The sequence below is a fragment of the Methylobacterium oryzae genome, from assembly GCF_036441375.1.
Lineage (GTDB): Bacteria > Pseudomonadota > Alphaproteobacteria > Rhizobiales > Beijerinckiaceae > Methylobacterium > Methylobacterium oryzae_A.
This window is the reverse complement of the sequence record NZ_MLCA01000001.1, coordinates 754,955-777,736: the sequence shown is the minus strand read 5'-3', so window position 1 is coordinate 777,736 and position 22,782 is coordinate 754,955. Positions and strand designations below refer to the sequence as shown.

Here is a 22,782-nt window from a genome sequence, read left to right as displayed (position 1 = left end):
ACGAACTCGTGAGGTCCTGAGGGGCGGAGCGGCGGCCAGCGCGCGGGCCAGCCGTGCCGCCGTAACCCTGCCGCCGAGGGTGCCCGTCGTTTAAGCGGGGGAGGGCCTGAAATCAACGCGCGGTCCCGCTTGCCAGCGGACCGGCCTTGCCTCATTGTTGTGCAGAATGACGACTGACCATTATTTGAGCGCGCTCCGCCGCGCGGGAGCGGAAGGGGCAGAAGGGGAAAGCCCCGCCCCGCTCTGCCTGCTCGCTCCCCTTTCCGGCGTCACCGACCTGCACATGCGCCGCATCGCCCGCCGCTGCGGCGCCGACGCGGTCATCTCCGAGATGGTGGCGGCCCGGGAATTTACCCGCGGATCCGGCGAGGCCACGCTGCGGGCCGAGGGTTCCGGCGTCGACCTGCACGTGGTCCAGCTCGCGGGCTACGAGGCGGCTCCGATGGCGGAGGCCGCGCGGCTCGCGGAGGCCGGGGGCGCCCACGTGATCGACGTGAACATGGGCTGCCCGGCCAAGATCGTGACGGGGATCGCCTCGGGCTCGGCGCTGATGCGCGACCTCGACCACGCCGAGCGCCTGCTCGCGGCCGTGCGCGGCGCGGTGTCGGTCCCGGTGACGGTGAAGATGCGCCTCGGCTGGGACGATGCGAGCCGCAACGCCGCGGATCTCGCTGCCCGCGCCGAGCGGCTCGGCCTGAACGCCGTGACGGTCCACGGGCGGACCCGGCAGCAATTCTACAAGGGCAGCGCCGACTGGGCGGCGATCCGCGCGGTCGTCGCGGCGGTGTCGATCCCGGTGATCGCCAACGGCGACGTGACCGACCTCGCCAGCGCCCGCGCCTGCCTGGACGCCTCGGGCGCCGCGGGGGTCATGATCGGCCGCGCGGCGACCGGCCGCCCCTGGCTGGTCGGGCAGGTCGCCGCCGCGCTCGCGGGGCGGCCGGCCGCGGAACCGTCCCGGGCCGAGCAGGCCGCCCTGGCCGCCGAGCACTACGCGGGGCTGCTGTCGCTCTACGGCCGCGACATGGGCGTGCGCCACGCGCGCAAGCACCTCGCCGCCTACGCCGAGACCGGCGGCGCGCTCGATTCGGCCGAACGGTCGGCCCTCCTGACCACCACCGATCCGGAGACGGTGCTGACCTTGCTGGCCCGGGCCTTCGCGGGCGCGGCGAACCCCGTCCAGGAGGCCGCGTGAGCGACGAGCCCCTCCCGCGCGACCCCGGCGCCCGGCGCGACACCGCCGCCGAGGCCGTGCTGAACGCGCTGCCGCTGCCGGTCCTGACCATCGGCGCCGACGAGCAGATCCTCCACTGCAACCACGCCGCGGAGGCGTTCTTCGACTACTCGGCGCGGCTGATGCAGCGCCGGCGGCTCCGCGACATCATTCCGTTCGCCTCGCCGATCATCGCCCTGGTGGCCGAGGTGCGCCGTCGCCGCGCCAGCGTCAGCGAGTACCGGGTGGAGCTGACCCAGCCGCGCCTCGGGCTGGAGCGCAGCGTCGACGTGTTCGCGACGCCCCTTGGCGACGACGGCGACGCCGTGGTGATGATGCTCCAGGAGCGCACCATCGCCGACAAGATGAACCGCCAGCTCACCCATCGCGGCGCGGCGCGCTCGATGGTGGCGCTGGGCGCGATGCTGGCCCACGAGATCAAGAACCCGCTCGCGGGCATCCGCGGCGCGGCGCAGCTCCTCGAGAGCACCGGCGCCGAGGAGGACCGGCTCCTCACCCGCCTGATCTGCGACGAGTCCGACCGGATCGTCCGCATCGTCGAGAGGATGGAGCTGTTCGGCGATGAGCGCCCCTCGGATCGCGGCGCCGTCAACGTTCACGGGGTGCTCGACCAGGTGAAGCGCTCGGCGCAGTCGGGCTTCGCGCGGCACATCCGGTTCATCGAGACCTACGACCCGTCGCTGCCGCCGGTCCTCGGCAACCGCGACCAGCTGATCCAGGTAATCCTGAACCTCGTGAAGAACGCCGCCGAGGCGATCGGCCCGGACGCGGTCGAGGGCGAGATCACCTTGTCGACCGCGTTCCGCACCGGCCTGCGCCTGCAGGTGCCGGGCTCCCGCGAGCGCGTCAGCCTGCCGATCGAGGTGGCGGTGCGCGACAACGGGCCGGGCATCTCGGCCGACCTGCTGCCCGACCTGTTCGACCCGTTCGTCACCACCAAGGCGCAGGGCTCCGGCCTGGGTCTTGCTTTGGTGGCCAAGATCGTCGGCGATCACGGCGGGATCGTCGAGTGCGATCCCGCCCCGCGCCGCACGGCGTTCCGCATCCTTCTGCCGATGTCGAGTGCCCGGGACGGGCGCGAATCGGCGGTCGATCCGTGATGTCGATCCCCAAATCCGGCCCCCGTCGGAGGTCTGAGTAGAGAGTCATGCCGAACGGCCACATCATCGTCGCCGACGACGACGCCGCGATCCGCACCGTGCTCAACCAAGCGCTGTCACGGGCGGGCTACGAGGTCCGCTCGACGGGCAATTGCGCCACCCTCTGGCGCTGGGTCGCGCAGGGGGAGGGCGACCTCGTCATCACCGACGTGGTCATGCCCGACGAGAACGTGTTCGACCTGCTGCCGCGCATCAAGCGGGTGCGGCCCGAGCTGCCGATCATCGTGATGAGCGCGCAGAACACCTTCATGACGGCGATCCGCGCCTCGGAGCGGGGCGCCTACGAGTACCTGCCGAAGCCCTTCGACCTGAAGGAGCTGATCGCCATCGTGGGCCGGGCGCTCTCGCGCCCCCGCGGCGCGGCGCCGGCCGGCGCGGCGCCCGAGAACGAGGACATCCCGCTGGTCGGCCGCTCGCCGGCCATGCAGGAAATCTACCGGGCGCTCGCCCGGCTGATGCCCACCGACCTCACCGTGATGATCACGGGCGAGTCCGGCACCGGCAAGGAGCTGGTCGCCCGGGCCCTGCACGATTACGGCCGCCGCCGCACCGGCCCGTTCGTCCCGGTCAACATGGCGGCGATCCCGCGCGACCTGATCGAGTCCGAGCTGTTCGGTCACGAGAAGGGGGCGTTCACAGGGGCGCTGCAGCGCTCCGCCGGCCGGTTCGAGCAGGCGGAGGGCGGCACGCTGTTCCTCGACGAGATCGGCGACATGCCCATGGAGGCGCAGACCCGGCTGCTGCGCGTGCTCCAGCAGGGCGAGTACACCACCGTGGGCGGGCGCGTCCCGATCCGCACCAACGTCCGGATCATCGCGGCCACCAACAAGGATCTGCGGGTCTCGATCCAGCAGGGCATCTTCCGCGAGGACCTGTTCTTCCGCCTCAACGTCGTGCCGCTCCGTCTGCCCGCTCTGCGCGAGCGCTCCGAGGACGTGCCGGACCTCGTCCGCCACTTCTTCGTGCTGGTCGAGCGCGAGGGTCTGACGCGCAAGACGCTCGACGGCGACGCCATGGAGCGGCTGAAGCGCTATCGCTGGCCCGGCAACGTCCGCGAGTTGGAGAACCTCGTCCGGCGGCTCGCCGCCCTCTACCCGCAGGAGACGATCACCGGCCCGGTGATCGAGGCCGAGCTCGACACGCTGCCGCTGGCGACGCCCGCGGCTCCGGCCGCCAACGGCGCCGCCCGCAAGGCGGGCGCGGAGGCGGAGAGCCTGTCCAGCGCGGTGGAGCGGCACCTCTCGGACTACTTCTCCGGCTATCGCGACACCCTTCCGCCTCCCGGCCTCTATCACCGGATCCTGCGGGAGATCGAAGGGCCGCTGATCGGCGCCGCGCTCGCCGCTACCCGGGGCAACCAGATCCGCGCGGCGGAGCTGCTCGGGGTCAACCGCAACACCCTGCGCAAGAAGGTGCGGGACCTCGACCTGCAGGTATTCCGGACGGCGCGGTAGGGCGACGGGACGGGATCGGGTGGTCGATCCCACCCGGATACCGGCGTCTCAGGTGCCCGCGTGAGCGGAGCTCGAAGGAGGAGTCCGGGGGGCACGCGCCTGACGGAGGGCTCCTTCGAGTCCCGCGCCGCCGCTCCGGCACCTCAGGATGAGGTCGCGTGCGGCGACAGTTCCCGAAGGGGTGCTCAGCGGCCGGGCAGGATCGGGTCGCCGCGCATCAGCGCGTGCAGCCGCTCGGTGTCGAACCCGTTCGGGATGCCGGGCGCGGCCGGCTTCGGCGCGGGCGCGGCCTTCGCCGGGGCCGGGATCGACCCCGTCGCGGACGGCTCGGCCTGGGCGGCACGGACCGCCGGCGCCGGCGCCAGATGGGCGAGCCGGTCGGCGCTGACGAGGGCGACGGTCGCCGTCGAGACGAGGACGAGGACGGCGCCGAGGAGGGAACGCAGGATACGCAAGCGACGACCCGGGACGCGACTTGAGACGGCAACAGATTTACGGCGCGGCCGTTAACGAAGCCCCACCCCCAAGTCTTCGGGAGGCGATATTGACCAACGTCCAGGCCAGCGCGAGCGACAGCCCGTTCATCCAGGGCCGCAACGCGCGCCTCTACGGGAAACCCGTGAGCGAATGCCCCTACCCGGAGGGCTCCCAGGAGCGCGCCGCCTGGATGGAGGCCTACGAGGAGGCCGTCGTCTCCGATCCCCCCGAGAAGCCGTAGCGCGCGAAACATATTGTCGGGAGGCCGCGGATCGCCGTGTCCGGCTTGACCTCGCCGGGCGCGGCGCGCTTCGTGCGGTGCACCGCAACGCGATCACCGAGCCTCGATGTCCCTGAAGCCTTCGCCCGACGCCACGCAGACCTTCGCGCCCGCGACGCGCCTCGTCCACGCGGGCCGCGATCCGGGCGAGCAGCACGGCTTCGTGAACACGCCGATCTACCGCGGCTCCACGGTCCTCTACCCGACCTACGACGCGATCAAGAACCGGCGCGGGCGGTACAATTACGGCACCTCGGCGACGCCCACCATGGATGCGCTGACGACTGCCTGGACCGAACTGGCCGGCGCCGCGGGAACGGTGGTGACGCCGTCCGGCCTCGCGGCGCTCACCGTCGCGCTGATGGCCGCGGTCTCGGCGGGCGACCACCTCCTCGTTACCGATTCCGCCTACCGGCCGACCCGCCAGTTCTGCGACGGCGTGCTGGCGCGCTACGGCGTCGAGGTCACCTACTACGACCCGACGGTCGGGGCCGGCATCGCGGCGCTGATGCGCCCGAACACCCGGGCCGTGCTGGTCGAGGCGCCCGGCTCGCAGAGCTTCGAGATGCAGGACATCCCGGCCATCGCTGAGGTCGCGCACGCCCACGACGCCTGCGTGATCATGGACAACACCTGGGCGACGCCTCTGCTGTTCCCGCCGCACGCGCGCGGGGTCGACATCGCCGTGGAAGCCGGCACCAAGTACCTCAGCGGCGGCTCGGACCTGCTGATCGGCCTGACCTCCGCCAACGCGCGCTATTACCCGGCCGTGCGCCGCACCTTCGACCATTTCGCCATGTGCGCCGGCGCCGAGGACATCTTCCTGGCGCTGCGCGGCCTGCGCACCATGAACCTGCGGCTGCGCGAGCACGGCCGCGCCGGGCTGGAGATGGCCCGATGGTTCCAGGCGCGGCCCGAGGTGCTGCGGGTGCTCCATCCCGGCCTGCCCGAGGATCCCGGCCACGCGATCTGGAAGCGCGATTTCGCGGGCGCCTCGGGCCTGTTCGGCGTGATCCTCAAGCCGGTCCCCGAGGCGGCGGTGGCCGCCATGCTCGACGGGCTGCAGCTCTTCGGGATGGGCTTTTCCTGGGGCGGCTTCGAGAGCCTCGTGATCCCGTTCGACTGCGCCGGCTACCGGACCGCCACGCGATGGGCGCCCGGCGGCCCGGCCCTGCGCTTCCATATCGGGCTCGAGGACACCGCCGACCTCAAGGCCGACCTCGATGCCGGCTTCGCGCGCCTGCGGGCTGCCGCCTGAGGCCGATCGGGGCGCCGACCGCGGGAGGGTCGGCGGCGGCGACGCCGCTGCATTTGACCTTCCCGCCCGATCCTGATTGACCGGCCCGGCATGACCACGAGCCTCTCCGCCGGCGGCGCCCCGCGCCGCGCCCCCTTCGACCGGATCGGCCGCGGGCTCGACGCGCTGAGCCTCACCCATGCCCGGGCCGTCGCCGCCCTGCTGGCGCTGTGCCTGATCCTGTTCCTGCCGGGCCAGATCTCGCTGCAACCGATGGACCGGGACGAGCCTCGCTTCGCCCAGGCCTCGAAGCAGATGCTGGAGAGCGGCGATCTCGTGGATATCCGCTTCCAGGGAGAGGCGCGGCACAAGAAGCCAGTGGGGATCTACTGGGCGCAGGCGGCCTCCGTGGCGGCCGGCGAGGCGCTGGGCGTGCCCGCGGCCCGCACCCAGATCGCCCTGTACCGGGTCCCGTCGCTGATCGGCGCCGTCGCCTCGGTGCTGCTCGCCTACTGGGCGGCGCTCGCCTTCCTGCCCCGACGGTCCGCGCTGCTGGCGGCCGCGCTCTACGGCGCCTGCCTGATGCTCTCGGCCGAGGCGCATCTCGCCAAGACCGACGCGCTGCTCGCCGCCTGCGCCACCGCGAGCCTCGCCGCGCTCGCCCGCGCGTGGCTGGCGCCGCGGGACGGACGGCCGGCCTCCGGGCCGACCTTCGCGGCGTTCTGGCTGGGGACGGCGGTCGGGATCCTGGTGAAGGGACCGATGGTGCCGCTCTTCGTCGCGCTGCCGGCGCTCGGCCTGTCGCTGGTAGGCCGGTCCGGCCGCTGGCTTCTGCCCCTCCGGCCCTGGCCGGGCCTCGCCCTCACGCTCCTGCTGGTGGCGCCCTGGTTCGCGGCGATCGCCTGGAAGAGCGGGGGTGCCTTCTACGCCGAGGCGGTCGGGCACGACATGCTCGGCAAGGTCGGCGGGGCGGCCGAGCGGCACTGGGGGCCGCCCGGGGCCTACGCGCTCGTGTTCTTCGCCACCTTCTGGCCGGCGGCGGCCTTCGCCGCCATGAGCCTGCCCTTCGCGTGGCGGGCGCGGCGGGAGCCCGCCGTGGCCTTCCTGATCGCCGCGGTGCTGCCGGCCTGGCTGATCTTCGAGGCGGTGCCGACCAAGCTGCCCCACTACGTGCTGCCGCTGATGCCCTGGCTCGCGATCCTGACCGTGCTGGCGCTGAGCCGGGGCGCGCTGGACCCGCGCCTCCGGGGCGCCCACCTGACCGCCCTGCTGCTGCCGGCGATCCCGGTTGCCCTGACCCTCGGCCTCTGCCTCGCCGGCTGGCGGCTCGACGCCCACACCGTTCCGTGGCCGGCCCTTCCCCTGCTCGCCGCCGCCTGCGCCGTGGCGATCCTAGCCTGGCTCGCCTTCGCGCAGGGATCCGCCGAGCGCGCCCTCGTCCTCGGCGTTCTGGCCTCTGCCCTGCTGGGTCCGGCGGTGCTCGGCGTGGCGCAGCTCTCGCTGCCGGCCCTGAAGGTCTCGCCGCGGCTCGCGGCCCTGCGCGACCGCATGCCCTGCCCGAACCCGCAAGTGGCGAGCCTGGGCTACCGCGAGCCGAGCCTCGTCTTCCTGGTCGGCGCCGGGCTCGCCCTGCCGCCCGACGGGGCCGCCGCCCGATCCTTCCTGGAAGGCGGCGGCTGCCGCCTGCTCTTCGTGGAATCCCGGGACCGCGACGATTTCAACGCGGCCTGGCCGGTGGGCCGCGGCGCGCCCGCGCCCCTGGCCGAGGTCGAGGGCTTCAACCTCAACACCGGCCGCCGGGTCTTCGTGACGGCCTACGCGGTGGCGCCGTGAGCGGATCCCCCCATCTCAGCGTCGTCGTGCCGGTCAAGAACGAGGCCGGCAACATCGCGCCCCTGGTGGCCGAGATCGGGGCCGCCTGCACGGGCCTCGCCTTCGAGCTGATCTACGTGGACGACGGCTCCACCGACGGCACGCCGGCGGCGCTGGCGGCGGCCCGGGTGGGGCGCCCCTGGCTGCGGGTGCTGCGCCACGCGCGGAGCGGCGGCCAGTCGGCGGCGGTGCGCAGCGGCGTCCTGGCGGCCCGCGGCGGGATCGTCGCGACCCTCGACGGCGACGGCCAGAACGATCCGGCCTTCATCCCCGCGCTGCTCGCGGCCCTGGAGGCGGCGGGACCGGGGGCCGGCCTCGCCCAGGGCCAGCGGCGCGGCCGCAGGGACGGCCGCTTCAAGATGCTCCAGTCCCAGATCGCCAACGGCGTGCGCGGGCGGATTCTCAACGATTCCACCCGCGATACCGGCTGCGGCCTGAAGGTCTTCCGCCGCGCCGTGTATCTCAGGCTGCCGTATTTCGACGCCCTCCACCGGTTCATGCCGGCCCTGGTCGCCCGCGAGGGCTTCTCGGTCGTCCACCGCGACGTGGTCGACCGGCCGCGGCTGACGGGGGTGTCCAATTACGGCCTGTTCGACCGACTCTGGGTCGGGCTCCTCGATCTCGCCGGCGTCTGGTGGCTGATCCGGCGCAAGCGCGCGGATCCGCGGCCCGGGGAGGTCGCCGCCCCGGACGACGCGTCGGCGGACCTGCCAGCCGGCCAACCCGCGGACCAGGACGTCGGATGCTGATTCAGCTCGCCCACGATCTGCCGGCCTATTTCTACGACGTGTTCGTCACCCGGCTCGATTTCTGGCTGGTGTTCGGCATCGTCGCCCAGGTGGTGTTCGGATCGCGCTTCATCCTGCAATGGATCGCGAGCGAGCGGGCCGGGCGGAGCGTGATGCCGCTGTCGTTCTGGTTCCTGTCGATCCTCGGCGGGATGATGACGCTGGTCTACGGGTTCGTGCGCCGCGAGCCGGTGATCATCATCGGCCAGAGCCTCTCCACCGGCATCTACCTGCGCAACCTCGCGCTGATCTTCCGCGAACGGCGGCGGAAGCGGGGGGCCGCGTGAGCCGGTCGCCGCTGCCCGCCTTCTACGACGACCTGGACGCCAGCCTCGCCGAATTGTGGCGCCTGCTGGCCGACGGGGCCGCCCACGGCCGGAGCGGGTTCCACCTGCCGACCCTCGGGACGCTGGGTGCCGATGGCGGGCCGCGGCTGCGCACGGTGGTCCTGCGCGCCGCCGACTCGGCCGAGGGAACGCTCCGGTTCCACTGCGACCGCCGCTCCGACAAGGCCGCCGAGATCCTGGCCGATCCCGCCTGCGCCCTCGCCGCCTACGACGAGGCCGCGAAGATCCAGATCCGCGTCACGGGCCGCGCCGCGCTGCACACCGACGACGCGCTGGCCGAGGCGGCCTGGCTGGGATCCCGGGCGATGAGCCGGGTCTGCTACGGTGCGGCGCCCGGTCCGGGCACCGCGCTGCCCACGGGGGGCGCCTACAGCCTGCCGGACGAGACCGCGGCCGCGACGCTCGGCCGGCCGCACTTCGCCGCCGTTCTGGTCCGGGCGGAGCGGCTCGACTTCCTCTATCTCGATCGCCGCGGCCATCGCCGGGCGGCCTGGCATCGGACCGTCGACCGGTGGTCCGGCGGCTGGATCGCGCCCTGACCGGGGCCGCTCGGTGCGGACAGGGCCGATCGGGCGGCCGCTCCGGCACCGGCCCGCGCGGGGCCGTCCGGTGGGTGCATCCGGATGCTCGGGATGGCAGCCCTGCGCGGTCCCCCCTGACAGGGATCGCCCCACCACGCTAAAGCCCCCTGACCCGGCCGCCCATCCGGGTCGATCGGGAGGACTCCGTGGGCCTCGTCTACGCGCTCGCCGCCTATCTGAGCTGGGGTCTCCTGGTCCCGGTGCATTTCCGGATGCTCGGGGCCTACTCCCCGTACCACATCCTGTCGGAGCGGATCGTCTGGTCAAGCCTGTTCGCCGGCGCGCTGGCGCTGATCCTCGCGGCGCGCCACCGCCTGAACCTGCCGCTGCCGCTCCGGAAGCGCCACGCGCTGCTGCTGCTCTCGGCGGGGATGATCGGCGTGAACTGGCTGCTCTACCTCTACGCGGTCAGCGGCGGGCACCTGCTCGACGCGAGCCTCGGCTACTACATCAATCCCCTGGTGAGCGTGGCCTTCGGCCGGGTGGTGCTGGGCGAGCGTCTGCGGCCGGCGCAGGCCGTCGCCATCGGCATCGCCGCGACCGGCGTCGCCGTCGCAGTGGTGTGGGCCGGGGAGCTGCCCCTGATGTCGCTGTCGCTGGCGGTGAGCTTCGCGCTCTACGGGCTCGCCCGGAAGATCGTCGGCGTCGACGCGCTGGTCGGCTTCCTGGCCGAGACCCTGCTGCTCCTGCCGGCCGCGATCGTCTGGCTCGTCCTGTCGCCCGAACCGTTCCTGCCGGCCGCGCCGGGGGACCGGGCCCTGCTGATGCTCACGGGCCTGACCACCGCGCTGCCGCTGATCTGGTTCGCCGCCGCGGCGGTGCGCCTGCGGCTCACCACCCTGGGCCTCCTGCAATACGTGGCGCCGACCTGCCTGCTCGTCCTGAGCGTCCTCGTCTACGGCGAGCGCGTCGAGCCGCATCGGGCGCTGATGCTCGCGCTGATCTGGGTGGCGCTGGCGCTTTACACGGTCGACGCCCTCCGATTCCGCCGGTCGCCGACCCCAGCGACTCCGCGGTCGGATCCGGACGCGATGCGTGTATAGGGAGTACTGGTATAAGCCCCACGGGGCGGGTGACGGGACAGCGTCAGGTCGATGAGCGAGACTGAGACCGGCCCAGGGTCCGTCACGGACGCCGATTACCGCAACCTCGCCGAGACGCTGCCGCAGCTCGCCTGGATCGCCGAGGCCGACGGCACGATCATCTGGTACAATCAGCGCTGGTACGACTACACCGGCACCTCCCTCGACGAGATGCGGGGCTGGGGCTGGCGCACGGTCCATCACCCGGACCACGTCGAGGCCGTGAGCGAGCGCTACCGCGCCGCGATCACGCTGGGTCGGTCCTGGGAAGACACGTTCCCGCTGCGCGGGCAGGACGGGAGCTACCGCTGGTTCCTGTCGAAGGCGCGGCCCTACCGGGACGAGTCCGGGCGCATCCTGCGCTGGTACGGGACCAACACCGACATCACCGGCCGCCGCGCGGTCGAGGAGCGCCTCCGCCATTCCGAGCAGCGCTTCCGGGCGCTGGTGGACGCCTCGGCGGCGGTGATCTGGAACACCGACGCGGCGGGCGAGCTGATGCCGCCGCAGGTCCGGTGGAGCACCTATACCGGCCAGACCGAGGAGGCCTACCAGGGCTGGGGCTGGCTGGACGCCGTCCATCCCGACGACCGAGGCCACGCGGCCGACGCCTGGGCCGCCTGCGTCGCGGCGCGCGCGACCTACGAGGTCGAGTACAGGCTGCGCCGGCACGACGGGGTCTGGCGCGCCATGGAGGTGCGCGGCGTCCCGGTTCTCGCCGAGGACGGCTCCCTGCGGGAATGGGTCGGCACCTGCGTCGACGTCACCGAGCGGAAGGAGGCTGAGGAGGCGGTGGAGCGCGCCCGGCAGGCCGCGGAGGCGGCCAATCGGGCGAAGAGCCAGTTCATCGCCAACATGAGCCACGAGCTGCGCACGCCGCTCTCGGCGGTGATCGGCTATTCCGAGATGCTCGGCGAGGAGCTGGAGGATATCGGCCAGGCCGCCCTCCTGCCCGACCTGCGCAAGATCGAGGCGGCCGCCCGCCACCTGCTCTCGCTGATCAACGACGTGCTCGACATCTCGAAGATCGAGGCGGGCCGCATGACCGCCTCGGCCGAGACCTTCACGGTGGCGGACCTGCTCCGGGACGTCTCCGACTCCACCGGCTCCCTGGTCGAGAAGAAGGGCAACCGCTTCGTCCTCAACGCCGGCGCGGCCGAGGCGACCGACCTGGGATCCATGCACCAGGACCAGACCAAGATCCGCCAGTGCCTGCTGAACCTGATCGGCAACGCCGCGAAGTTCACCGAGCGGGGAACGATCACCCTGACGGTGCGGCGGCACCGGGAGGAGGGGGCCGACTGGCTGTCCTTCGCGGTCGCCGACACCGGCATCGGCCTGACCGAGGAGCAGATCGGGCGCCTGTTCGAGCGCTTCGTCCAGGCCGACGATTCGACCACGCGCCAGTTCGGCGGCACCGGCCTCGGACTCGCCATCACCCGCGCGTTCTGCCGGACGATGGGCGGCGATATCGGCGTCGCCAGCACCCCGGGCGCGGGGGCGACCTTCACGATCCGCCTGCCCGCGACCCTGCGGCCCGAGGACGCGCCGCTGGCCGAGGCCGAGGCCCACACGCCGGTGGAGCCGCACGAGCAGCACGAGACGGTGCTGCTGGTCGACGACGATCCCGCCGCCCGGGAACTGCTCCAGCGCTTCCTGGAGCGCGAGGGCTTCCACGTCCGCAGCGCCAATGACGGCCGCGCCGGCCTGACGCTGGCCCGGGCCCTGAAGCCGCGGGCGATCCTGCTCGACGTCGAGATGCCGCGCATGGACGGCTGGGCGGTGCTGCACGCGGTGCGCAGCGATCCCGATCTCGCCGGGACGCCGGTAATCATGACCTCGGTCGTGGCCGAGCAGGGGCTCGGCCAGGCGCTCGGCGCCACCGACTACTTCGTCAAGCCGATCGACTGGGACCGGCTCAAGGGTCTGATGGAGCGCTACCGGCCCGAGGCGCCGGAGGATGCCCGCGTCCTCGTGGTCGACGACGACGCGGATGCCCGCGAGCGCCTGCGCCGGTCGCTGGGCCGCGAGGGCTGGACCGTCGACGAGGCGGAGAACGGCCGCATCGCCCTGGAGCGAGTCAGCCAGGCGCGGCCGAGCCTGATCCTGCTCGACCTGATGATGCCCGAGATGGACGGGTTCGGCTTCCTGCGGGCCCTGCGGGCGCGGCCCGACGGCGACGTGCCCGTGGTGGTGCTCACCGCCAAGGAGGTCACGGCGGCCGAGAAGGAGAGCCTGAACCGGCAGGCCGACCGGGTGATCGCCAAGGGCTCCATGAGCCTCGCGGAGATCGGCCGGCAACTGCGCGTCCTCTACGCGCGTTCGGCGACCGAGCCGGTGCCGGGGCAACTCCAGGGATTGCTCGATCGGCTCGCCGAGAAGGACGCGGGAGAATCACGATGAGTGCGGACCGGATCGATCCGGAGAAGGCGGTGGCCATCCGGCTACGGGCGCGTCTCGCGGTGGTGGAGCGGGCGGCGTGGTTCGGCTTCGTCCACGCGATGAAGACCCGGCCGGTCGAGACCGAGGCCTACATCGCCTCGGAGCGGGCGCGCTGCACGGACGGGTTCGGCAGCGGCGCCTGGGCCAAGGACCTGACCGACGCCGAGCGCCGGATGCTCGCCGACGAGGTCGACAGCGGGCTGGCGCAGCTTCTGGAGGATGCCCGCGCCGAGCTGTGAGTCTCGGGTCTCCGCGCGGCGCGACGCTCACGGCTCCGCCCCGGCCGCAGGTCGCCGGCTGACGCGGATCAGCCCGACGGCAACGAACGGCGCGCTCCCGCTTTGACGGCACGACGTCGACGGGACGACGTCGTCGAGGCTGCCATGCTCTACGAACTCGCGACCCTCTCGTGTCCCCTGCTCGCGGTGGGCCAAGTCTCGGAGGGCGTTCAGGCCTGGCTGGACGACGCCGACGCGAAGGGTACCCTGGTCGGCTGCTGGCGCACCGAGATCGGCGCGCTGGGGCGCCTGATCGTGCTGCGCGGCTTCGAGGCGCCCGAGGACATGACCGCGGAGCGGCGGCGCGCCCTCCTCAGCGCCAACCCGTTCAACGCGGGGCACGTGATCACGGCGCTGGAGATGGACAGCTACGCCCCGTTCCCCTTCCTGCCACCGATCCGGACGGGCGACCGTGGCGGTGTGTACGAGGTCCGGACCTATCGCCTCAAACCGGGGGGCCTGCCACCGACCCTCGCGGCCTGGGAGGCCGCGATCGAACCGGCACGCGCCTACACGCAGCACCTCGTCGTGAACATGTACGCCCTCGATGGCGCGCCGCGCGTCACGCATATCTGGGGCTTCGCCAGCCTGGAGGAGCGGGCCGGATTGCGGTCCCACGCCTACGACGCGGGTATCTGGCCGCCGAGGGGAGGCCCGGATCAGATCGCGGAGGCGACCTCGACCATCGCGCTGCCCCAGGGGCGCTCGCCCCTGCGCTGACGGCTCCCTGCCCGCCGCCGCCCAAGCTCCGGGAAGGCCGCGCGTGACGACCGGGCGGCGACACCGGACCCGCATGAGGGCGGCGACTTCGGCTTCGTCCGGCCCCCACCGGCAAGACGGCGCGCCGGGCGCGGCCGGCGACCCGCTTCCGCGGCGACGTTCCGGTGCGGGCCGATCAGCCGCCGAACAGGTCGCGCCAGGCCGGCGGAAGCCCCGATCCGGCCAGGGGCGCCGACGCGGCGTGTCCGGGCAGGCCCGTCGCGGAGAACACGCCGCGCGCCACCGCCCACCGCCCGCGCCGTGACCCGCGCGGCGACGTCGCCGAGGCGGGCGAGGTCCACCACAGGATCGGCGAGGGGCAGCGCGCCGGTCGCCGCGGCGAAGATCAGGTCACCGTCGAGCGGCGTGTGCGCCGGCACGAGGGCGCGGGCGAGGCCGTCCTGCGCCGCCACCGCGAGGCGCCGGCACTGCGCCTTGGTCAGCGCCGCGTCGGTCGCCACCACGGCCAGCGTCGTGGCGGCGCCCGGCAGCGCCCGGGCCGGGAAGGCCAGGGCCTCCGGCGGCACACGGACCGGCGTGCCCAGGCCACCGAACTCGTCGCCCTCCTCGAAGGGCGCGGCCCAGAAATGCGGTCCGTCGCCGATCGTCGCGTTGCCGAAGGCGTTCACGGCGGCGAGGGCCCCGACTCGGAAGCCCGTCCCCGGCACGCCCGCCGAGGCGGATCCGATCCCGCCCTTGAGCCGGCCGGTGCGCGCGCCGGTCCCGGCCCCGACGGAGCCAAGGGCGAAATCCGCGGCCGCGGCCGCGGCCGCCGCGTAGCCAAGCTCGCGATAGGGCGGATAGCGGCCCCATTCCTTGTCGCCGCCGTTGAGAAGATCGAACAGGACCGCTCCGGGGACGATCGGCACCCGCATGGTGCCGACCAGGAAGCCGCGCCCGGCCTCGGCCAGCCACGCCGCCACGCCGGCCCCCGCATCGAGGCCGAAGGCCGAGCCCCCGGAGAGGACGAAGGCGTCGACCCGCTCCACGGTGCGCTCGGGATCGAGCAGGTCGGTCTCGCGGGTCCCCGGCCCGCCGCCGCGCACGTCGACGGAGGCGACGGCCGGCTCGTCGAACAGGATCGCGGTCACGCCGCTGGCGAGCCGCAGGTCGGTGGCGTGGCCGACCCGCAGGCCGCGAATGTCGGTGATGCGATTCTGCAGCATGGATCGAGCTTGCCACGGTCGGCGAGCGGCGCAAATCCGGCCGGGTGCCGTTGACCGCCGGGCGGGGTTTCCCAGGTTGGCAGACGGCAGAGCGCGTCGAGGAGCAGGGCATGGACGTCGGATTCATCGGGATGGGGCGGATGGGTCGCGCCATGGCCGCCAATCTCGCGCGGGCGGGCCACGCAGTCCGCGCCTGGAACCGCTCGCCGGAGGCCGCGCGCGGCATCGACGGCGTCACGCCGGTTCCGAGCGCCGCCGAGGCCTTCGCGGGCGACGCCGTCGTGACCATGCTGGCCGACGACGCGGCCCTCGAGGCCGTGATCGTCGCCGGCGGCCTCCTCGACCGGGCGGAGCGCCCGGGCCTGCATATCGGGATGAGCACGATCTCGGTGGCCCTGGCCCGGCAGCTCGCCGCCGTGCACGGCCGGGCCGGCGTCCCCTACATCTCGGCGCCGGTCTTCGGGCGGCCGGACGTCGCGGAGGCCGGCAAGCTCAACATCGTGGCGGCGGGGGAGGCGGCCCTGATCGACCGCGCGGGCCCGCTCCTCGACGCCATGGGTGCCAAGACCTGGCGCTTCGGCGACGACCCGACGCGGGCGAATGCCGTCAAGCTCGCCGGCAACTTCATGCTGATCTCGGCCATCGAGGCCATGGCCGAGGCCTGCGCCCTCACGGAGGGGCACGGCGTCCCGGGCGCCGACTTCCTCGACCTGATGACCAACACGCTGTTCGCCTCGCCGGTCTACAAGGGCTACGGCGCCTCGATCGCGCAGAACCGCTACGAGCCGCCGGGCTTCATCCTCAAGCTCGGCGCCAAGGACGTGCGGCTCGCCCTCCAGGCGGCCGAGGGGGCCGGGGTGCCGATGCCCTTCGCGAGCGTGCTGCGCGACGGTCTGATCGAGGCGATCAGCCACGGCGACGGCGAGAAGGATCTCGCGGCGCTCGCCCGCGTCTCCGCCCGGCGTGCCGGACGGTAGCGGGTCTCTGACCCCGTCTCAGAGACCGTAGCGGGCGAAGGCCGCGCGCTCCGCGAACGCGGCCATCGCCCCCTCGGCCAGGTCGATCCCGCCCGGCGCGCCGCCTCGGCGCAGCAGGCGGGAGAGGAGGCCGCCGCGCGCCTCGGCGACGAGGCGCAGGTCGACCTTGTCGCCGAAGCGCGCGCGCATCGCGGTGCGCACGTCGCCGAGCGCGTCGACGAGGCCCAGGGGCAGCGCCTGCCGTCCGGTCCAGACCGCACCCGTAAACAGGTTCTCGGAGTTCGACAGGCCCGGGCGCCGGGCCGTGACGAGGCCTGTGAACAGGTCCTGCACGTCGGCCTGGATACGCTTCAGGCGCTCCACGTCGGCGGGGTCCTCGGGGCGGAACGGGTCGAGCATCGACTTCGCCTCGCCCTGCGTGTGCACCCGGCGCTCGACGCCGAGCTTCTCCAGCAGGCCGTGGAAGCCGAACCCGGCCGAGACCACGCCGATCGAGCCGACGATCGAGGTCGGGTCGGCGACGATCTCGTCGGCCGCGCAGGCGATCATGTAGCCGCCGGAGGCCGCGACATCCTCCACGAAGGCGATCACGGGCACGCCCTTCTCCTCGGCCAGCGCCCGGATCCGGCGGTGGATCAGGTGCGACTGCGCCGGCGAGCCGCCGGGCGAGTTGATCACGAGGGCCACCGCCTTGACCCCCGGCATCCCGAAGGCGCGCTCCAGGCTACCCGCCACGCCGCCGATCGAGAGGCCCGGCCGGATCGGCGAGACCGCCCCGATCGTGCCCGACAGCCGGACCACGGCGACCCGCGGGCGGCGGTCCCGGAAGCGGCGCGGGAGGAGGGCGCGGAAGGAGTCGGGGAACGCGAACGCCATGGGATTCCTACGCGGCTCGTCAAGAAGTCGGGCGGGGGACGGCCCGGATGCGCCTGTCCGGAAACTGGGCGTTTTCCGGCCGCACGCAAGGGCGCGCGTCCGCGCAGTCAGAACGGATCGAACCGTTTGCCGACCTTGGCCGTTTCAGGCGACGGCGCGAGCCACGTGCCAACCCGGATCCGCTGGACTCGGACGGGTGCTCACACGGGAGAGAAACGATGCGACCTTGGCCAATCCTGGTCCTCCTCGCCGCGCTGCTCGGCGGGCTGGCGAGCGCGCCCGCGCGCGCGGCGCCCCTTCCGGTCCCNTCCGGTCCCGGCGAGCGCCGAGGCCGCGGCGCCCGCCCCCGCGGTGCAGCAGGCCCGCTGGCATTACCGCCGCCACTGGCACCGGCGCCACCACTGGCATCACCGCCGCCACTGGCACCATCGCCATCACTGGCGTCGGCACCATTGGCATCGCCATCACGGATTACGCCGCCACTACGGCCACCGCCATCACGGCTACCGGCACCACGCGCTCCGCGGCCGCGCCGTGGGCCATCGCCACCTGACGTTCTACTGAGCAGACCGGCCCGCGTCCCGGCTCGATCCGGCCGGGACGCGGGCCTCCCGACGCCCCCGTCGGCGACCGCGCTGCGACCTTGCGGGCGGCCTCGGAAAACCTTATTTAACCGTCTGATATCACTGCTCTTCCGTAAGGCCGTTCCGGCGCATCGCGCGCCGCCTGGCCGCCGCGAGCACCGCCCGTCCGGGCCTCAGAACGGAAATCGACTTGGCCGAGAACGATCCGACTGGCGCCGCCCCGCCCGCCAGCGACATCCGCCCCGTCTCCATCACCGACGAGATGCGCCGCTCCTACCTCGATTACGCGATGAGCGTGATCGTGAGCCGGGCGCTTCCCGACGCCCGCGACGGTCTCAAGCCGGTGCACCGGCGCATCCTCTACTCCGCCTTCGAATCCGGGCACCTGCCCGAGCGGAAATACGTCAAGTCGGCGCGCATCGTCGGCGACGTGATCGGTCTCTACCACCCGCACGGCGACCAATCGATCTACGACGCCCTCGTGCGGATGGCGCAGGACTTCTCCATGCGCCTGATGCTCATCGACGGGCAGGGCAATTTCGGCTCGGTGGACGGCGATCCGCCGGCCGCCATGCGCTACACCGAATCGCGTCTGGCCAAGCCCGCCACGGCGCTCCTGACCGACATCGACAAGAACACCGTCGATTTCGGACCGAACTACGACGAGTCGCGCGAGGAGCCGACTGTCCTCCCGGCCCGCTTCCCGAACCTGCTGGTCAACGGTGCCGGCGGCATCGCGGTCGGCATGGCCACCAACATCCCGCCGCACAATCTCGGCGAGCTGATCGACGCCTGCGTGGCGCTGATCGACGATCCGGGGCTCACCATCGAGCAGCTCACCGAGATCGTGCCCGGCCCGGACTTCCCCACCGGCGGCATGATCCTCGGCCGCGCCGGCACCCGGCAGGCCTACGCCACGGGCCGGGGCTCAGTAATCATGCGCGCCAAGTCGCATGTCGAGGAGCTTCGCAAGGAGCGCGAGGCGCTGATCTTCACCGAGATCCCCTATCAGGTGAACAAGGCGACGCTCGTCGAGAAGATCGCCGAGCTGGTGAAGGAGAAGCGCGTCGAGGGCATCTCCGACCTGCGCGACGAATCCGACCGGACGGGCATGCGCATCGTCGTCGAGATCAAGCGCGACGCCATGGCCGACGTGGTGCTGAACCAGCTCTACCGGTTCACGCCGCTGCAATCGTCCTTCGGCTGCAACATGGTGGCGCTGAACGGCGGCCGCCCCGAGCTGATGAACCTGAAGGACCTGCTCCAGGCCTTCGTCGACTTCCGCGAGGAGGTCGTCTCCCGCCGGACCAAGTTCCTCCTCGGCAAGGCCCGCGAGCGGGCGCACGTCTTGTGCGGCCTCGCGATCGCGGTCGCCAATATCGACGAGGTGATCCGCCTGATCCGGACCTCGCCGGACCCGAACTCGGCCCGCGAGGCCCTGATGGGCCGCGACTGGCCGGCCCACGACATCGCGCCGCTGATCGCGCTGGTGGACGACCCGCGCCACCGGGTCGCCGAGGACGGGACCTACCGCCTGTCCGAGACCCAGGCCCGCGCCATCCTCGACCTGCGGCTGCAGCGCCTCACGGCTCTCGGCCGCGACGAGGTCGGCGACGAGCTGAAGACGCTCGCGGACGAGATCGCCGACTACCTCGACATCCTGCGCTCGCGCGTCCGCATCCAGACGATCGTGAAGCAGGAGCTGGTGGAGGTCCGCGAGCAATTCGCCACGCCGCGACGGACCGAGATCGTCGACTTCGACGGCAGCGTCGAGGACGAGGACCTGATCGCCCGCGAGGACATGGTGGTGACCGTGTCGCACGCCGGCTACGTCAAGCGCGTGCCGCTCTCGACCTACCGGGCCCAGCGCCGCGGCGGCAAGGGCCGCTCCGGCATGGCGACCCGCGACGAGGATTTCGTCACCCGCCTGTTCGTGGCCAACACCCACACGCCGGTGCTGTTCTTCTCCAGCCAGGGCCAGGCCTACAAGGAGAAGGTCTGGCGCCTGCCGATGGCCGCCCCGAATGCCCGCGGCAAGGCGCTGGTGAACATCCTGCAATTGCAGGACACCTCCGAGCGCATCACCACGATCATGCCGCTGCCCGAGGACGAGGCGTCCTGGGAGACGCTCGACGTGATGTTCGCGACCGCGAGCGGCAACGTCCGGCGCAACAAGCTGTCGGACTTCACCACGGTGAACCGCAACGGCAAGATCGCCATGAAGCTCGATCCGGGCGACCACATCGTCCATGTCGAGATCTGCCGGCCGGACCAGAACGTGCTGCTCACCACCGCCATGGGCCAGTGCATCCGCTTCCCCGTCGAGGACGTGCGCGTCTTCAAGGGCCGCGACTCGACCGGCGTGCGCGGCATCCTGCTCGCCAAGGACGACCGGGTCATCTCGATGACCATCCTGAACGCCTTCGACGCCACCGCTGAGGAGCGCGCCGGCTACCTGAAGATGCGCCGCGCCGTGACCGGCGAGGCCGAGGAGAACGGCGAGGCCGAGGCCGAGGACGGCGCCGAGGCGGCGGCGATCTCGCTGGACCGCTACAACGAGATGGGGGCGGCCGAGCAGTACGTGCTGACCCTGTCGGAGCGGGGCTTCGGCAAGCGCTCCTCGTCGTTCGAGTACCGGACCTCGGGGCGCGGCGGGAAGGGCATCACGGCGATGCGGGTCAACGCCCGCAACGGCAGCCTCATCGCGTCCTTCCCGGTGGAGGCCTCGGACCAGATCATGCTGGTCACGAACGGGGGCCAGCTGATCCGCGTGCCGGTGGACGACATCCGCATCGTCGGCCGCGCCTCGCAGGGCGTGACGGTGTTCAACACCGCCAAGGACGAGAAGGTCGTCTCGGTGGAGCACATCGAGGGCGAGGACGAGGGTGCCGCGGAAGGCGGCGCGGAGAGTGGCACCGAGGAGGTGTGAGGCCTCGGCCGGTCGGATGCGGGTTCCGCCCGAGGTTCCGTCCGGCGCGAAAATGCACTAGGTCGGGTCGCAATGACCCGCACTGCCCTCTACGCCGGCTCGTTCGATCCGGTCACGAACGGCCATCTCGACGTGGTCCGCCAAGCCTGCCGGCTGGTGGACCGCCTCGTGATCGCCATCGGCGTGCATCCCGGCAAGGCGCCGCTGTTCTCCGCCGAGGAGCGCGCCGCCCTGCTCACCGAGACCTGCGGGCCGGTGGCCGAGGCCGAAGGCGCGGCGCTGGAGATCGTCACGTTCAACGACCTCGCCGTCTCGGCCGCCCGGCGCTGCGGCGCCGCGATCTTCATCCGCGGCCTGCGGGACGGCACGGATCTCGACTACGAGATGCAGCTCGCCGGCATGAACGGCGCCATGGCGCCCGAGGTGCAGACCGTGTTCCTGCCCGCCTCGACGCAGGCCCGCCCGATCACCGCGACGCTGGTGCGCCAGATCGCCGGCATGGGGGGCGACGTCTCGCCCTTCGTGCCCGCGGCCGTGGCCGCGCGCCTCCGGCAGCGCTTCGCCGCCCATTCCTGAGACCAGCCCGACCCTGGAAGGACTCCGATGAACCGACGCCACGCCCTCCTCGCGCTCGCCCTCACGCTCGGCACGGCCCAGGCGGCCCTGGCCGCCGACGCCAATACGGTCTACCTCCAGACCAAGGACGGGCGGATCACCATCGAGCTGCGGCCGGACCTGGCGCCCAAGCACGTCAAGCAGATCAAGACGCTGGTCTCGCAGGGCTTCTACAACGGCCTGAAGTTCCACCGCGTCATCGACGGCTTCATGGCCCAGACCGGCGACCCGAAGGGCAACGGCACCGGCGGCTCCAGCCTGCCGAACATCCCGGCCGAGTTCACGCAGGCGGCCCAGTTCCGCCGCGGCACCGTGGGCATGGCCCGCTCGCAGGACCCGAACTCGGCCAACTCGCAGTTCTTCATCTGCCTCGGCGACGCGTCGTTCCTGAACGGCCAGTACACGATCGTCGGCAACGTCACCGACGGGCTCGACGTCCTCGACAAGATCAAGAAGGCCGCCCCCGGCGCGCCGGGCGGCGCCGTGCAGGATCCCGACAAGATCGTCAGCATGACGCTCGCCGAGAAGGCCAAGTAGCGGCCGCATGCCGGGCCGTCGCGCCGCCTCGATCCTCCTGCTGAGCCTGATCCCGGCGGCCGCCGCGGCCTATGACGGCGTGCCCTTCTACGGCTACGCCTACGGCCCGGGGGGCGGCTACCCGCTGAGCCTGCCCCAGACCCTGCGCGGGACGGTCCCGGTGCCGGTCGCCCGGATGGCGACCAAGCCCGCCGACACCCTGGCCGAGCTCTATCCGGCGCTCGCCGCCTGCTGGCAGGCGCCGGGCGGCCTCGGCCGCCCGAGCGGTGGGGCCGACGACATCGAGATCACCCTGCGGCTCGCGCTGCGGCGCGACGGCAGCCTGATCGGCCCGCCCCGCGTCACCTACGCGGCGGGCGTGGCGGGCGATCGGCGGACCCTCCTGGTGCGCGGCACCCTCGACGCCCTGGCCCGCTGCACCCCGGCCCACATCACGCCGGGTCTGGGCCGGGCGATCGCGGGCCGACCGGTCGCGCTCCGCTTCGTCTACCGCCCGCCGGCCTGAGCGCCGGCGAACCCGACACCGGCGCTGGCCGGATCCGGCGCGCGCCGATACAGTTCCCCCAACCGGAAGGAAAGACCATGGCCGACAACGAGACCATCGTGCTGGAGACCACCAAGGGCCGCGTCGTGATCGCGCTGCGCCCCGACCTCGCCCCGGGCCATGTCGAGCGAATCAAGACGCTCGCCGCACAGGGCTTCTACGACGGCGTGCCGTTCCACCGGGTGATCGACGGGTTCATGGCCCAGACGGGCGACCCGACGGGCACCGGCTCGGGCGGCTCGGACCTGCCGGACCTGAAGGCCGAGTTCAACGCCGAGCCTCACGTGCGCGGCACCTGCTCGATGGCGCGGACGAACTTCCCGCACTCGGCGAACTCGCAGTTCTTCATCTGCTTCGACGACGCCCGCTTCCTCGACAAGCAGTACACGGTGTGGGGCAAGGTCGTGGAAGGCATGGACGTGGTCGACACGATCAACAAGGGCGAGCCGCCGCGCTCGCCGGACAAGATCGTGAAGGCGACCGTCGGCGCCGCCTGATCGTCACCGGATCGCCGCGTCGCCCGACGCCTGCGGGCGACGCGGCACCTCCGAACCGCGCCCTCA

At 72.6% G+C, this 22,782-nt stretch carries 21 protein-coding genes and 1 pseudogene; 19 read left to right on the top strand and 3 right to left on the bottom strand.

Features of this window, described 5'->3' with window-relative positions:
• The first annotated feature begins 166 nt into the window (after window positions 1-166).
• The 3 genes from dusB to ntrC are packed head-to-tail and all read left to right on the top strand — an operon-like array spanning window position 167 to window position 3,848.
• Window positions 167-1,195, top strand: a complete 1,029-nt coding sequence (dusB, locus tag MOTC310_RS03675; RefSeq protein WP_331300834.1) for a tRNA dihydrouridine synthase DusB — start codon at window positions 167-169, stop codon at window positions 1,193-1,195.
• Entirely contained in the window at window positions 1,192-2,334 is a 1,143-nt protein-coding gene (locus tag MOTC310_RS03670) for a two-component system sensor histidine kinase NtrB (RefSeq protein WP_331289750.1), read from the top strand. Before dusB ends, MOTC310_RS03670 begins: the two co-directional genes overlap by 4 nt.
• A 47-nt stretch (window positions 2,335-2,381) precedes the next feature.
• A complete protein-coding gene (ntrC, locus tag MOTC310_RS03665; protein ID WP_331300833.1) occupies window positions 2,382-3,848 on the top strand; it encodes a nitrogen regulation protein NR(I) in 1,467 nt (488 codons plus the stop codon).
• 185 nt (window positions 3,849-4,033) lie between these two features.
• On the opposite strand, the gene MOTC310_RS03660 is transcribed toward ntrC, so the two are convergent.
• Window positions 4,034-4,303 (bottom strand): hypothetical protein, encoded by a 270-nt coding sequence (locus MOTC310_RS03660; RefSeq protein ID WP_331289748.1) that lies wholly within the window; start codon window positions 4,301-4,303, stop codon window positions 4,034-4,036.
• An 89-nt stretch (window positions 4,304-4,392) separates the two neighbouring features.
• Here MOTC310_RS03660 and MOTC310_RS03655 point away from each other — a divergent pair, with 89 nt between their 5' ends.
• The 10 genes from MOTC310_RS03655 to MOTC310_RS03610 all read left to right on the top strand — a co-directional run bounded on the left by MOTC310_RS03655 (window position 4,393) and on the right by MOTC310_RS03610 (window position 13,952).
• A complete protein-coding gene (locus MOTC310_RS03655; protein WP_331289747.1) occupies window positions 4,393-4,566 on the top strand; it encodes a ribosome modulation factor in 174 nt (57 codons plus the stop codon).
• A gap of 106 nt (window positions 4,567-4,672) precedes the next feature.
• A complete protein-coding gene (gene metC / locus MOTC310_RS03650) occupies window positions 4,673-5,863 on the top strand; it encodes a cystathionine beta-lyase (RefSeq protein ID WP_331300832.1) in 1,191 nt (396 codons plus the stop codon).
• A gap of 90 nt (window positions 5,864-5,953) precedes the next feature.
• Window positions 5,954-7,675, top strand: coding sequence for an ArnT family glycosyltransferase (locus MOTC310_RS03645; protein WP_331300831.1), 1,722 nt, complete (start codon window positions 5,954-5,956; stop codon window positions 7,673-7,675).
• Window positions 7,672-8,463, top strand: coding sequence for a glycosyltransferase family 2 protein (locus MOTC310_RS03640; RefSeq protein WP_331300830.1), 792 nt, complete (start codon window positions 7,672-7,674; stop codon window positions 8,461-8,463). The genes MOTC310_RS03645 and MOTC310_RS03640 overlap by 4 nt, the downstream gene beginning before the upstream one ends.
• On the top strand, window positions 8,457-8,789 hold the full coding sequence (locus MOTC310_RS03635) for a lipid-A-disaccharide synthase N-terminal domain-containing protein (protein WP_020095404.1): 333 nt from the start codon (window positions 8,457-8,459) through the stop codon (window positions 8,787-8,789). Before MOTC310_RS03640 ends, MOTC310_RS03635 begins: the two co-directional genes overlap by 7 nt.
• On the top strand, window positions 8,786-9,388 hold the full coding sequence (locus MOTC310_RS03630) for a pyridoxamine 5'-phosphate oxidase family protein (protein ID WP_331300829.1): 603 nt from the start codon (window positions 8,786-8,788) through the stop codon (window positions 9,386-9,388). Before MOTC310_RS03635 ends, MOTC310_RS03630 begins: the two co-directional genes overlap by 4 nt.
• Window positions 9,389-9,576: 188 nt before the next feature.
• Window positions 9,577-10,473, top strand: a complete 897-nt coding sequence (rarD, locus tag MOTC310_RS03625) for an EamA family transporter RarD (protein WP_331289740.1) — start codon at window positions 9,577-9,579, stop codon at window positions 10,471-10,473.
• 51 nt (window positions 10,474-10,524) lie between these two features.
• On the top strand, window positions 10,525-12,915 hold the full coding sequence (locus MOTC310_RS03620) for a hybrid sensor histidine kinase/response regulator (RefSeq protein WP_331300828.1): 2,391 nt from the start codon (window positions 10,525-10,527) through the stop codon (window positions 12,913-12,915).
• A complete protein-coding gene (locus MOTC310_RS03615; protein WP_331289738.1) occupies window positions 12,912-13,193 on the top strand; it encodes a hypothetical protein in 282 nt (93 codons plus the stop codon). Before MOTC310_RS03620 ends, MOTC310_RS03615 begins: the two co-directional genes overlap by 4 nt.
• Before the next feature lie 144 nt (window positions 13,194-13,337).
• Window positions 13,338-13,952, top strand: coding sequence for an NIPSNAP family protein (locus MOTC310_RS03610; RefSeq protein WP_331300827.1), 615 nt, complete (start codon window positions 13,338-13,340; stop codon window positions 13,950-13,952).
• 175 nt (window positions 13,953-14,127) lie between these two features.
• On the opposite strand, the pseudogene MOTC310_RS03605 reads toward MOTC310_RS03610, so the two are convergent.
• Window positions 14,128-15,157: pseudogene (locus tag MOTC310_RS03605) on the bottom strand (P1 family peptidase).
• A gap of 50 nt (window positions 15,158-15,207) precedes the next feature.
• Here MOTC310_RS03605 and MOTC310_RS03600 point away from each other — a divergent pair.
• Window positions 15,208-16,134, top strand: a complete 927-nt coding sequence (locus MOTC310_RS03600) for an NAD(P)-dependent oxidoreductase (RefSeq protein ID WP_331301458.1) — start codon at window positions 15,208-15,210, stop codon at window positions 16,132-16,134.
• A gap of 18 nt (window positions 16,135-16,152) precedes the next feature.
• Here the strand turns inward: MOTC310_RS03600 and MOTC310_RS03595 are convergent, their stop codons facing one another.
• The gene (locus MOTC310_RS03595; RefSeq protein WP_331294609.1) at window positions 16,153-17,010 is read right to left on the bottom strand and encodes a S49 family peptidase; all 858 of its coding nucleotides are present in this window, start codon (window positions 17,008-17,010) and stop codon (window positions 16,153-16,155) included.
• A gap of 774 nt (window positions 17,011-17,784) precedes the next feature.
• Here MOTC310_RS03595 and gyrA point away from each other — a divergent pair.
• From gyrA to MOTC310_RS03570, 5 genes are all read left to right on the top strand, one after another.
• A complete protein-coding gene (gene gyrA, locus MOTC310_RS03590; protein ID WP_331300826.1) occupies window positions 17,785-20,523 on the top strand; it encodes a DNA gyrase subunit A in 2,739 nt (912 codons plus the stop codon).
• Window positions 20,524-20,595: 72 nt separating this feature from the next.
• The gene (gene coaD, locus MOTC310_RS03585) at window positions 20,596-21,099 is read left to right on the top strand and encodes a pantetheine-phosphate adenylyltransferase (RefSeq protein ID WP_331294611.1); all 504 of its coding nucleotides are present in this window, start codon (window positions 20,596-20,598) and stop codon (window positions 21,097-21,099) included.
• A 27-nt stretch (window positions 21,100-21,126) separates the two neighbouring features.
• A complete protein-coding gene (locus tag MOTC310_RS03580) occupies window positions 21,127-21,675 on the top strand; it encodes a peptidylprolyl isomerase (protein ID WP_331300825.1) in 549 nt (182 codons plus the stop codon).
• A 7-nt stretch (window positions 21,676-21,682) separates the two neighbouring features.
• The gene (locus tag MOTC310_RS03575) at window positions 21,683-22,180 is read left to right on the top strand and encodes a hypothetical protein (protein WP_331294613.1); all 498 of its coding nucleotides are present in this window, start codon (window positions 21,683-21,685) and stop codon (window positions 22,178-22,180) included.
• 77 nt (window positions 22,181-22,257) lie between these two features.
• Window positions 22,258-22,716, top strand: coding sequence for a peptidylprolyl isomerase (locus tag MOTC310_RS03570; RefSeq protein ID WP_043352288.1), 459 nt, complete (start codon window positions 22,258-22,260; stop codon window positions 22,714-22,716).
• Window positions 22,717-22,782 lie beyond the last annotated feature (66 nt).